This window comes from uncultured Anaerococcus sp. (assembly GCF_947253225.1).
In the GTDB taxonomy this organism is placed as follows: domain Bacteria; phylum Bacillota; class Clostridia; order Tissierellales; family Peptoniphilaceae; genus Anaerococcus.
This window is the reverse complement of sequence record NZ_CAMXYR010000048.1, coordinates 1-11,212: the sequence shown is the minus strand read 5'-3', so window position 1 is coordinate 11,212 and position 11,212 is coordinate 1. Positions and strand designations below refer to the sequence as shown.

Genomic DNA, 11,212 nt, shown 5'->3' with positions numbered 1-11,212 from the left:
GCCTTATTTTTATTAAATCTTTTAATACTAAATTTTTTTATAACTTTCTCCTAATTTATTCGAAGGTAAATCCTTCACCCAAAACTTCTGAAACTTGATAAGTGAAGATAAATGCTTTATCGTCAATTTCCATAATCTCTTTTCTTATACTTGGATATATCCTAAAGGCAGTAACTGTCATAATAACTCTTTTATCCTTTAGGGAATATCCTCCTTGAGCCTTGAGTAAGGTTACACCTTTTTTGTACTTTTCGGTCAATGTCTTATTAATTTGCTCATATTCATCAGATATTATAAGTATTGCGATTTTTCTACCAAAACCTTGGATGAAATAGTCAATTCCTATTGATTGAATCATAATAGTAAGTGTTGCATAAAGTCCTAATTCAAATCCAAATACTAAAATAGATGAACACACTACAACAAAATCGGCAAGAAACATAGATATATGGATTGGCATTCCTGTCAACTTATTTACCACTGAAGCTATGAGGTCTGTACCTCCAGTTGATGAGCCATGATAAAATACTATTGCAAGTCCCAAACTCATAGTTACAGCCCCAAAAATTATATTTATAATCTTATCATTTGTAAGTATAACATCAGGGAATAATCTCTCAAATATTATAATAAATGCTGACAATACAAAGGAGGCGAAGATTGATTTTTTAGCAAAATCGAACCCAAGAATTGCAATGCCTAATATCATAATGACTACATTCAAAACTGCATTTGTAACACCAACAGAAAGAATTGGAAATAAGGTTGAAAGAACTACGGAAAATCCAGAAACTCCTCCTGCTGCAATATCATGCTGTATGAGAAAAAAATATAAACCTACTGATATCAATAAGGCACCAATAAAAATCCATATGTACTTCTTCATATATATCCTCCACTTTCTATGTAAAATGTTATCATAAATTAAGCATATATTCAATTATAATTCAATATTATTTGAATTATAAAAAGATGCTTAGAAAACCCTAAGCATCTCTTATATTTATTTTGCCCATGTAGGAACTAATTGATTAAAACTATCATACATTTGCATGATAGCATTTATTTCATCATCTTCAAGGTGATGTTCTTTTTCTATATTTTTATCCACCTTGTTGTAAAGAAGGATGTAAGCTTGGTAGATACTTAACAATCTAAAAAATTTCCTAGTTGGCTTTCCTCCTCCAAAATAACCTTTAAGAACTCCCTTTGAAAATTCAGGATATTTTATAGCAAGTTTATTTACATCAACAAAATCAAATACACCATCTCCAAAGCTAATATCTTTTAATGCCCTTAGGTCTAGTTTGGAGTCATCGTAAACTCTGATATTTTTTTCGGAAATTTTTCCATAAATTAAATTTATTGGAGTATTTTTGGTCAGATGGATATTAGCATCTATATAATCTATTAGAATATAATCTGATTCTCCAATATCTTCTGATAATCCATGAATGTAAAATAGGTAGTTAGATTTAGTTAAAAACTCCTTTTCCCAATCTATAGGCTCAATAGGTTTGCTTTCGTGGATATCCTTTAGAATTTTCCCGAAATTTTCTCCAACTTTAAAGCTGGTTTCACTATCTGACTTATCAAGAAATTCTCCTAGAGAAATCTCCTTCCTATATTCAAAAATTTTATATGATTTTTTAATATCTGGAAGAATACCCTCTTCATAAATTTCAAGGGGCTTTAAGCCGATAATCTCTAGTCTTTGTCTGATATTCTTTTCATTTTCTATACTTGTATGATTGTCAATATCATAAAGAGCTAAAGCATAGGTCAACCCATCTTCTGCTACTATTTTCAGCTTGTTATCTGATATTTTCTCCACACTCTTGATACTATTTTCCTCAGCAAAAGTGTTCATATGCCTTAAAAAACCATATTCATTAATCATTTTATTTATGCTCTTTTACTAAATTTTCTACTTCCTCTGTTAGTTCACAATCAAGGACTGTTAAAGCAAATTCAGCTTCTTTTTCTTGGTTGGAATTTATTATTGTATCCTTTATTTCAGCAATTTTAGCTGATGAACCAGAAAACTCATCAAGACCAAGACCAAGGAGGAGTTTTGTGGCCTCAGTATCTGATGCAAATGCTCCACACATACCCGTCCACTTACCTGCTTGATGAGAAACATCGATAACATGTTTAATAGCCCTAAGAACAGCTGGATTGTAATTTGAATAAAGGTCGGCAATATTTTCATTTCCTCTATCAACTGCCAAGGTATATTGGGTTAGGTCGTTTGTTCCTATTGAGAAAAAGTCTGCATATTTTATGAACTTATCAGCCATTATTACTGATGAAGAAGTCTCTACCATGATTCCAATATCGAGATCTTTATTGTAGGCTATTCCTTCTTTATCAAGTTCTGCCTTAATTTCTTCGACCATACTTCTCGCTTCTTTAAGCTCATCAATATTAACAACAAAAGGAATCATGATTTTAAGGTTACCAAAAGCAGAAGCTCTAACAAGTGCTCTTAGTTGTGCTCTAAACATATCTTTCTTATCTAGGCATAGTCTGATTGCTCTGTAGCCAAGGAATGGATTTTCCTCATTAGGAAAGTCAAAATAGTCCAGTCCCTTATCTCCACCAATATCTAGTGTTCTTATAATAAGTGATTTCTCGCCAAGCATTTGTGTTGCTTGCTTGTATACCTCAAATTGACTTTCTTCTGTTGGAAAATCAGAACTCTGCATGTATAAAAATTCAGTTCTAAATAATCCCACTCCATCACAACCATTTTCAATAGCAAGCTTTAAATCTTCGAGGTTACCAATATTGGCAGAAACTTCAATCTTTTTGCCATCTTTAGTTATAGCTTCACTATCCTTAACAGATTTTAGCCTTTCTTTTCTCTCTTTTTGTTCCTTAATAAGGACTTCATATCTAGTTAGTTCTTCTTCGCTAGGATTTACTATTAATAAGCCTTGATTTCCATCAATAATGGCTCTTTCACCACCCTTAACCTTTGTCGAAATATCCCCCATACCAACTAAAGCAGGCATATCCAAGGTTTGTGCTATTATTGAAGTGTGGCTTGTCTTTCCACCTAAATCTGTCGCAAATCCAACAACAGCATCCTTATTCATGTTTGAGGTATCCGATGGGGTTAATTCTTTAGAGATTACTATGCTTCCCTTCTCAAGATGAGCTAGATCTTTAGGGGTTATTCCTTTAAGCTTATACATTACTTGGAAACCTATATCTTGATAGTCGCTTGCACGCTCTCTTAGATAGTCATCATCAATTTGGCTCATAATCTCAACCATTTCTTTAATAGTTTCATCTAAGGCCATTTCAGAATTTTTAAGCTCATTTTTTATTTTTGATTCTATGGTGTCAGTGAAATATGGATCTTGAAGAAGTTCAGTGTGGGCAGATGCTATATTTTTTTGAGCTTCACTTTTTCCTTCCATATTAGAAAGTTGGTCGATATAGGAATTAATAGCATCTTTTATCTTTCCAAACTCTAAGTCTTTCTCGTCTTCTTTTATTTTTCTATCATCAACTACTACTTCTTCTCTATTAAATAGATACAAGTTACCAATGGCTAATCCACCACTAGCTTTCAACCCTTCATATCTTTCGGTCATTATAATTACTCCTTATTTTAAAAAAAGGATACTAAAAAGTATCCTTCTATTCAATCGTATTATTCAGATAAGTTATCTATAAATGAAACTAGTTCATCTGCAAATTTTTCTTCGTCTTCACCTTCAACAACTAAAGTAATTTCTGTTCCTTTAGCTATTCCTAAGCTCATAACGTTGAAGATTGACTTAGCATTTGCTTCTTTACCTTCTTTGATAATCTTAACTTCTCCTGGGTAATTTTTAACATATTGTACTAATGATGCTGCTGGTCTAGCGTGTAGTCCAGTTTCATTAGCTACAACAACTTTTCTTTCTGCCATTATAAATTGCCTCCTATTTAATTCTTATAATTATATTTTACTATATTTTTAAAATTTAACAATAAATTGTACGCTAGTTATCAATTGATTTTCTTAGTTGATTCTCTCTTAATAATTTGACCATCAATAATCCAATCATCTTCGAGGATATCTTCTTCTTCCTTAATTCTCTTAATCAAAGCACGGATTGATATTGCCCCAATATCATAGTAAGGTATGGATACTGTGCTTACCTTTGGTCTATAGATACTTGCAATATTTGAATCTCCAAATCCTGCTACTGATAAGTCATTAGGTACGGATATTTTATTATCAACACAATAATTTATAAATCCAATTGCAACTTCGTCATTTACACAAGAAATTGCAGTTATACCATTTTCTTTAACAAGCTTATAAACCGCATCGCCACAATTATATCCATCATCGGATTTTATGCCATCTGTTTCATACACATAAGATTTCTTGCCATTTTCACTAACTGCTTCATTGTAACCCTTTAACATATTTTCATTCAATACGTTATTTTCTGAATGATTAATATATAAAATATTTTCATGGCCATCGTTTATCAAGCTTTCAACAAGTCTCTTCTCCTCAGCTAGATAATCAATTTTGACAGATTTAACATTCTTGTATGTATGATATTTGTCAAGAAGTACGAATGGTATCCTTCTTTCCCTCAATTTTACAAGAATTTCTGGTGAAATATTTTCAGTAATAATTACCAAGCCTTCAACTTGTTTGGTCGCCAAAAAATCTATTGAATTTTCAAGGGACTCTTCATCACCATAAGAGCTTGATAAAAGTATATCGTACTTATACACCCTACCAATTTCCTCTACCCCTCTTATGAGTTGAGCCATATACTCAATACCAATATCTTCTACAATAACACCTACAAGGTTTGACTTTCTCATTACCAAAGATCTTGCCAACTCGTTAGGCTTAAAGTCAAGTTTATTAATAGCATCAAGAACTTTTTTTCTTGCTTCAGGGCTAACAGGTTTGGAGTTATTCATCACCCTCGATACTGTGGATATAGACACTCCAGCAAGTTTTGCTACATCTTTAATTGTTGGTTGACCCATCTTTCCTCCTTATTAAAAAATAATAAGGTCATCGTTAGATGACCTTAATTTATCTACCTGACATTACACTTCTTGCTATATCAATAACATCCATGATTAATGTTGAATAGTCTGTTATAGATGCAACTCCAGCCCCTAATGTGTCCACGCTATCAACGGCAGTAACACCGACATAGTTGACAGTATCTCTTATGTCATCAGTTATGCTATTAACATTTGTCATTGTATCATTAGCTTTTGCAATTGCCATCTTTAGATTAGGATCAGCTGCGATTGAGTTTACATTTGCAACCAGTGTGTTGGCTTGCTCAGCCAATTCTGGTAACTTAGTTATTACTTGATCAAGATTATTAGAATTTTTATCAAGTACTCCTTGGATTTTTTTAACTAGAGCATTTACATTCTTTAGTAAAAGAATTAGAAACAATAAGGCAACAATCCCTAGAATTGTTAGTATAACATTTCCAAGAAGATTAAAGTTTATGGTTACCATTTAACTCTCCTTAGTTTTTCTTAGCTTTTTTGTCTTCTTCTTTTACTTCTTCAGCTGTAGCTTTCGCTTCCTTTTTGGCTTCTTTTGCACCTTCTTTTACATCTTCAGCGGCTTTTTTAGCGTCTTCCTTGACTTCTTTTCCAGTTTCTTTTGCCACTTCTTTAGCTTCCTCGGCACCTTCTTTAACGATATCTTTTACTTCTTTTGCACCTTCTTTTAGGTTAGCTGTAGCAGATTTTGCAGCCTCTTTCACTTGGCTACCAGTTTCTTTTACTATCTCTGTACCATATTCAAAACCGTCTTTAATTGGTTGAAGGTCTGTATATGCTCTATACCTAAGATCTTCATAGCTGTCTTTCGCAGAATCTACAGCATTAGCAGCACTTTCTCTTACACTATCAACAGTATCGTTGAAGGCATCAATAATGTCTTCTCTTGTTTCTTTACCTGACTTTGGTGCTAGTAAAACTCCAGCAGCTACTCCTAGTAGAGTTCCAAGAACAGCTCCTTGAGCTCTCATTCTTGTATCATGGTTTTTAGCCTTCCAAATTTCATATTTGATTTCTCTTTTCTTAGCTTTTGCTCTTTCTTCAATGTAATCTGATATTGACATATTAACTCCTTTTATTTTAATCTTATTATATTTATACCCAAAGTTAGTCAAATAAAACTTTATTTTAAAAATAAACCCAAGGGAGTCCTATTTTAAAGACCTTCTCGTATGTGAAGGTGGGCAAGCTGTCCAAAATCTCTGACTTCCCCTCCGTGGAGGCTTGCCATCAAAGTTGGAACTCCGCAATCCCTTATAATAGTTGTAGGTTTAAATTTGGACCCATATTCCTTGGGATATCTTAATTATATAATATGAAAAGGATTTTGGCAAATTATATTGTTTTCACTATTTTTGATAAAAGCTTATGAAATTCGGCCAATCTTCTAAATTTATGTTTTCCTTTTTATCAAAATCAAAAAAACTCAACTTATATGAGTGCAAAAGAAACCTATCCATTTCTACCTCAGAACCATACAGTTTATCTCCAATTATCGGGTATCCTAACTCGCTCAAACTTGCTCTAATTTGATGAGTTTTGCCTGTTAGAATTTTACATTCAATCAGAGATTTATTTTCATCATTGCTTATAGTTCTAAATATTGTCCTTGCTGATTTTCCTGACTTATCTTTCTTGTAAGACTTAGATAATTCATCGTAGGAAAATTTTTCTTCATACATAATATTTATATCATGTCTTCCTTCAATAACTGCTAGGTACTTTTTTTCCATTTTATTGCTTTCAATTTGTCGTTGGTAAAAGGCGTGGGCAAATTTATTTTTAGCTATAATCATAAGTCCAGATGTATCCATATCCAGCCTATTTACAAGTCTTATTTTTGAATTTATATTATTTTCTTTGAAATAATAGGATAGGTAGTTTGCTAAGCTAACTTGATTTTTCGAATTTACAGTAAGGTTAGCATTTTTACTAACTACTAATGTGCTTTCATCTTCATAAACTATCTTTATGTTCCCCTTGATAGGTTTATAATCCAAATCCTCATCTTCTATTATTATAGAGATTTTATCTAAAGTTTCTAATTCTTGCGATTTTTTTGATAGTTTATCATTTACAAAATAACCCTTTACTAAAATTTCATCTATACTTCTTTTAGAAAAATCTTTTTCTCTAAGAAATTTTCTTACACTTGTTTTTTTATCTACTTCATATTTTATATATCTCATAAGTCAACCTCTATGTTATAATATTATATATGAGAGGTGGGTTAAATGACAAATAAAGTAAATGTTTTTAAGAATAAATCGAAATTTTCTAAGTCAGTTTATCTAAAGTGCAGGAAAATTATGCATAAGTATGGCTACATTTTCACTAATACCTATGAAGACGACGCTGTTTTAAACTTAGTTATTGGTGGAGATGGTACTTTTTTAAATGCTGTTCACTTATCAAATTTTTCTGAAATTCCTTTTATTGGTATCAATACTGGGCATTTGGGTTTTTATCAAGAAATAGAAATAAATATGATTGAAGATTTTGTTAGAGCTTTCGCCAATAAAGACTATAGGATTGAAAATCTTTCGATACTTGAATCAAAAGTTAATAACAAGACAATTAATTCTATCAACGAAGTAGTTGTAAAAAGTGATAGAAATCAGATAGTTAGACTTAAAGTCTACATTGACGGAAACTTTATTGAGGCTTATTCAGGAGACGGTCTAATTATTTCTACTCCTCATGGCTCAACTGCCTACAACTTATCTGCAGGAGGAGCAATTCTCCACCAATCTCTTAATGGCTTCCAGCTTACACCAATTGCACCAGTTTATTCAAACATGACCAAAGCCTTGAGATCTCCTGTTGTTTTACCTAACGATGCAAGTATAGACATAAATGTCTCAAAAAGAGATAACTACCATACAGTTTTTATTTTTGATGGAAAGGAACACACAACAAAGGACTACAAGATTCGAATTGAAGTTTCAAAAAAGAAGATAAAAAAACTTATTCTCAATAAAAATCACTATTGGACTAATATTAAGAATAAGTTAATGTAAGTTAATCTAAGTTTATGTTGTTATAAATTTCGCTTATTATATCTCTTGCTATAGGAGCAGCACTTTCTCCTCCTGTATCTGTACTATCCTCTAACACAAGAGCAATGGCAAGCTTTGGATTATAGGCTGGTGCAAAGCCAACAAACCATGCATCCAATAGACCATTGTTCTTATCAGCAGTTCCAGTTTTTCCTGCAACTTGCATATAATCAAGGTAAGCTCCTGTACCTGTTCCTTCGCTAACAACAGCAACCATCATATCTCTTATTATATTTGCGTTTTCTTCACTAGTTACTTGGGATAAGACCTTGCCTTTTTTTTCTTCAATTATTTTTCCATCTTTATCTACAACTTTTTTAACAAGTCGTGGTTCCATCATTTTACCACCATTGGCAATGCTTGAAGTTATCATAGCCATATGAAGAGGACTTATTTCTGTCTTACCATAACCAAATCCAGTCATCGCCAAATCAACTTGATTTAAGCTATCGAATGGAATTTTCGCATTATTTTTTTCTAAATCAAAAGGGTAATCCTTATTAATCATGAATTTTTCAGCTAATTTTTTGTAGGTTTCTGGTCCCAAAATATTTGTCTTGGCAGCAAAATATGTGTTAATAGAATTTACAAAAGCTGATCTAAGATTAACCATCCCATAAACCTGGTCGGCAATGTTCCTAATATCGTAGCCTTGGATCCTTTCAACTCCTGTATCCTTGTAGGAAGTGTCAATTCCACTATCCAAGATTCCAGTTGCTGTAACAATTTTAAAGGTTGAACCTGGTCTATAAACTCCAGATGTCGCCCTATTTACAAGCGGTCCGTCTGTATTTTGGATTAATTCATCCCAATCATCGTCTACTGAATTAGGATTGAAAGTAGGATTTGATACAAGAGCAAGAATCTCTCCGGTTGTCGGGTTCATTACAACGCAAGAGCCCTTGATATCTTTCATATGATTATAAACTATGCTTTGAATATTTTCATCCATTGTAAGTTCAACATTATAACCTGTATCGTTTTTTACAACCATTTTTCTAAAGTTAGAATAACCATCTTCACCTAGGGCTAGAAGTTGCTTGTTGTACGTTTTTTCAATTCCTGTTTTGCCATAAGTCTTTGATGAATAACCTGTAATTGTAGAAGCTTCCTCCCCAAAATTATAAACCCTATATTGGCTACCATCTTCAGCTGTTTCATTGTAAGCGAGGATATTTCCATTTCTATCTAGGATTTCTCCTCTTTTGATGTGGTCCTCATTGACCCAAAGCCTCCTATTGTGGGAGTTATTCTCTACATCAGCCCTTCTAAATAGCTGGAAATACACCAAGTATATGGCTAGAGTCATAAACAAAGCAACGAAAAATACCATAACAAAAACTAGCCTTCTATTTAAGGTAGTTTTAGAAAGAATATTTAGCTGGTTATTTTCTTCAAGCCTATGTTCTTGCTCAATTTTTCTTATTTTATCTATAAAGCTTTCTCCAGATTTTCTTTTTTTATTTGTTATATTATCTTTAGTCATTTATTTCATCACCATATTTGATTTCCTCTCCGCAATATTGCAAACACCCCAACAAGATAAATCCTGCAAGCATTGACGAACCACCTTGGCTTATGAAAGGAAGGGTTACACCTGTAAGAGGAATAAGCTTTAGGACCCCTCCTAGAATAATAAAGGTCTGTAGAGCAAACAAAATCCCGATAACAAACGCAAGGATAGAATAGAACTTATCCTTTTGAATGAGAGATATTTTAATTGCTCTATAAACCAAAATCATAAATAGAAGAACTACTGCAATTCCCATAAAAATTCCCATTTCTTCACAAATAGCAGAAAATATAAAGTCAGATTCAGCTACAGGTATGAAGTCTGGTCTTCCAAGACCTATCCCACTTCCAAACAAACCACCGCTAGCCATAGCAAAAAGTGCCTGAGTGATTTGATAGCCTGTAACATCAATATCTGACCAAGGGTCTCTCCATGTGGCTACCCTTACCCTAACATGGCTAAAGAGAAAATATGCCACTATCGATCCTAAAACCATAGCTACCATATTTACAAGTATTAGCTTCCTATCCTTGTTATAGACGAATTGACTCAAAATCATTGTTCCAAAAAATATCAATGCAGTACCTAGGTCCTTTTGCAAGAACAAAAAACCAATAAAAACATAGATTATAAGGTTCATATAATACTTTCCAAAAGGCTTCTTTGCATATTCATTATAATGAGTATAAAAACTTGCAATAAAAAATGCAAGAGGTACTTTTATAAACTCCGAAGGCTGAATACTTATACTTCCTATAAAAATCCAGTTCTTAGCTCCGCCTAGGTAAGATCCAAAGACTAAAGTAATCACAAACAACACAACAGATATCCCAACATAAAATTTGGATAATTTATGCCATGATGGGTAGGCTTTTAAGATAAAATATGTTATGAAAAACAAAACCAAGCCTGCCAAATAATATTGAAGTTGTCGTTTACCAAGAGCTGGATCTAGCCTATAAATTAAGGCAACTCCTATTGAAAATAGCATATTTACTATCATCAATAAAATACCATCAGATTTACTAATTCTCCCTAAAAGCATGGTTGATAATAAAGTTGATACCAAAAGAGCTAAGTAGGTTATAAAGTCTGTAGCCTTAATGCTTTCAATATTGTAAATTAAAGCCAAGGATAGGGAAAGGAATTCAAAGATTAATAATAAGAAGACTGCCTTCCTCTGAGATCTTCTCTTATTTACTGTTAAATTTTTTATCCTATTCATTTCCATCACCTTGGATAAACAAAAATTTAAGAGAACCAATATTTATTATATCATTAGACTTAAGTTCAATAGCATCTTCAATCTTTTCATTATTTAAGAAAGTTCCATTTGCAGACTTTAGATCCTCAATAAAATATATCCCCTCATCTTCGACTATTCTTACATGAAACTTTGATAAGAATTTGTCTTTAATACAAATGCTATTTCTATCATCCCTTCCAATCGTATTGTCAGATGCAAGAAAATAAAATTCTTGAACGTTAAAAGAAAAATCATCATTTATGTTCAATAATTTCAAATATGTATCAGACTTAGATTCTTTTTTGAGTGTGGTTCTTACATCATAATATATAATTC

General features: G+C 32.5%; 12 protein-coding genes. 1 reads left to right on the top strand and 11 read right to left on the bottom strand.

The window, feature by feature from the left end; translation table 11 throughout:
- Positions 1 to 55: 55 nt before the first annotated feature.
- The 8 genes from Q0W95_RS06170 to Q0W95_RS06135 form a co-directional block, all read right to left on the bottom strand.
- Complete coding sequence (locus tag Q0W95_RS06170; RefSeq protein ID WP_297790943.1) at positions 56 to 886, bottom strand: YitT family protein; 831 nt, start codon at positions 884 to 886, stop codon at positions 56 to 58.
- A gap of 117 nt (positions 887 to 1,003) precedes the next feature.
- Positions 1,004 to 1,900 (bottom strand): kanamycin kinase, encoded by an 897-nt coding sequence (locus tag Q0W95_RS06165; RefSeq protein WP_297790941.1) that lies wholly within the window; start codon positions 1,898 to 1,900, stop codon positions 1,004 to 1,006.
- A 1-nt stretch (position 1,901) separates the two neighbouring features.
- Positions 1,902 to 3,605, bottom strand: coding sequence for a phosphoenolpyruvate--protein phosphotransferase (gene ptsP, locus Q0W95_RS06160; RefSeq protein ID WP_297790939.1), 1,704 nt, complete (start codon positions 3,603 to 3,605; stop codon positions 1,902 to 1,904).
- Positions 3,606 to 3,664: 59 nt separating this feature from the next.
- Positions 3,665 to 3,925: an HPr family phosphocarrier protein gene (locus Q0W95_RS06155; RefSeq protein ID WP_297790937.1), complete on the bottom strand. Its 261-nt coding sequence runs from the start codon at positions 3,923 to 3,925 to the stop codon at positions 3,665 to 3,667.
- Positions 3,926 to 4,005: 80 nt separating this feature from the next.
- Positions 4,006 to 5,016: a LacI family DNA-binding transcriptional regulator gene (locus tag Q0W95_RS06150; protein ID WP_297790935.1), complete on the bottom strand. Its 1,011-nt coding sequence runs from the start codon at positions 5,014 to 5,016 to the stop codon at positions 4,006 to 4,008.
- 49 nt (positions 5,017 to 5,065) lie between these two features.
- A complete protein-coding gene (locus Q0W95_RS06145; protein ID WP_297790933.1) occupies positions 5,066 to 5,509 on the bottom strand; it encodes a hypothetical protein in 444 nt (147 codons plus the stop codon).
- 10 nt (positions 5,510 to 5,519) lie between these two features.
- Positions 5,520 to 6,122, bottom strand: a complete 603-nt coding sequence (locus tag Q0W95_RS06140) for a YtxH domain-containing protein (RefSeq protein WP_297790931.1) — start codon at positions 6,120 to 6,122, stop codon at positions 5,520 to 5,522.
- 285 nt (positions 6,123 to 6,407) lie between these two features.
- Positions 6,408 to 7,247 carry an RluA family pseudouridine synthase gene (locus Q0W95_RS06135; RefSeq protein ID WP_297790929.1) on the bottom strand — a complete coding sequence of 280 codons (840 nt, stop codon included), beginning with the start codon at positions 7,245 to 7,247 and terminating at the stop codon, positions 6,408 to 6,410.
- 45 nt (positions 7,248 to 7,292) lie between these two features.
- Between Q0W95_RS06135 and Q0W95_RS06130 the strand changes: the two genes are divergently transcribed.
- A complete protein-coding gene (locus Q0W95_RS06130; protein WP_297790928.1) occupies positions 7,293 to 8,078 on the top strand; it encodes an NAD(+)/NADH kinase in 786 nt (261 codons plus the stop codon).
- A 1-nt stretch (position 8,079) separates the two neighbouring features.
- On the opposite strand, the gene Q0W95_RS06125 is transcribed toward Q0W95_RS06130, so the two are convergent.
- The 3 genes from Q0W95_RS06125 to Q0W95_RS06115 all read right to left on the bottom strand — a co-directional run.
- Positions 8,080 to 9,603, bottom strand: a complete 1,524-nt coding sequence (locus Q0W95_RS06125) for a penicillin-binding protein 2 (protein ID WP_297790926.1) — start codon at positions 9,601 to 9,603, stop codon at positions 8,080 to 8,082.
- Positions 9,596 to 10,855 carry an FtsW/RodA/SpoVE family cell cycle protein gene (locus Q0W95_RS06120; protein WP_297790924.1) on the bottom strand — a complete coding sequence of 420 codons (1,260 nt, stop codon included), beginning with the start codon at positions 10,853 to 10,855 and terminating at the stop codon, positions 9,596 to 9,598. The genes Q0W95_RS06125 and Q0W95_RS06120 overlap by 8 nt, the downstream gene beginning before the upstream one ends.
- A partial coding sequence (locus Q0W95_RS06115) for an FHA domain-containing protein (protein ID WP_297790922.1) occupies positions 10,848 to 11,212 on the bottom strand: 365 nt, incomplete at its 5' end. The genes Q0W95_RS06115 and Q0W95_RS06120, both read right to left, overlap by 8 nt.

Excerpts from the sequence above, each read along its gene's own strand:
- Q0W95_RS06135 (WP_297790929.1), bottom strand. The coding sequence starts at position 7,247 with ATGAGATATATAAAATATGAAGTAGATAAAAAAACAAGTGTAAGAAAA.
- Q0W95_RS06170 (WP_297790943.1), bottom strand. The coding sequence starts at position 886 with ATGAAGAAGTACATATGGATTTTTATTGGTGCCTTATTGATATCAGTA.
- Q0W95_RS06165 (WP_297790941.1), bottom strand. The coding sequence starts at position 1,900 with ATGATTAATGAATATGGTTTTTTAAGGCATATGAACACTTTTGCTGAG.
- Q0W95_RS06140 (WP_297790931.1), bottom strand. The coding sequence starts at position 6,122 with ATGTCAATATCAGATTACATTGAAGAAAGAGCAAAAGCTAAGAAAAGA.
- Q0W95_RS06120 (WP_297790924.1), bottom strand. The coding sequence starts at position 10,855 with ATGAATAGGATAAAAAATTTAACAGTAAATAAGAGAAGATCTCAGAGG.
- Q0W95_RS06155 (WP_297790937.1), bottom strand. The coding sequence starts at position 3,925 with ATGGCAGAAAGAAAAGTTGTTGTAGCTAATGAAACTGGACTACACGCT.
- Q0W95_RS06125 (WP_297790926.1), bottom strand. The coding sequence starts at position 9,603 with ATGACTAAAGATAATATAACAAATAAAAAAAGAAAATCTGGAGAAAGC.
- Q0W95_RS06130 (WP_297790928.1), top strand. The coding sequence starts at position 7,293 with ATGACAAATAAAGTAAATGTTTTTAAGAATAAATCGAAATTTTCTAAG.
- Q0W95_RS06145 (WP_297790933.1), bottom strand. The coding sequence starts at position 5,509 with ATGGTAACCATAAACTTTAATCTTCTTGGAAATGTTATACTAACAATT.
- ptsP (WP_297790939.1), bottom strand. The coding sequence starts at position 3,605 with ATGACCGAAAGATATGAAGGGTTGAAAGCTAGTGGTGGATTAGCCATT.
- Q0W95_RS06150 (WP_297790935.1), bottom strand. The coding sequence starts at position 5,016 with ATGGGTCAACCAACAATTAAAGATGTAGCAAAACTTGCTGGAGTGTCT.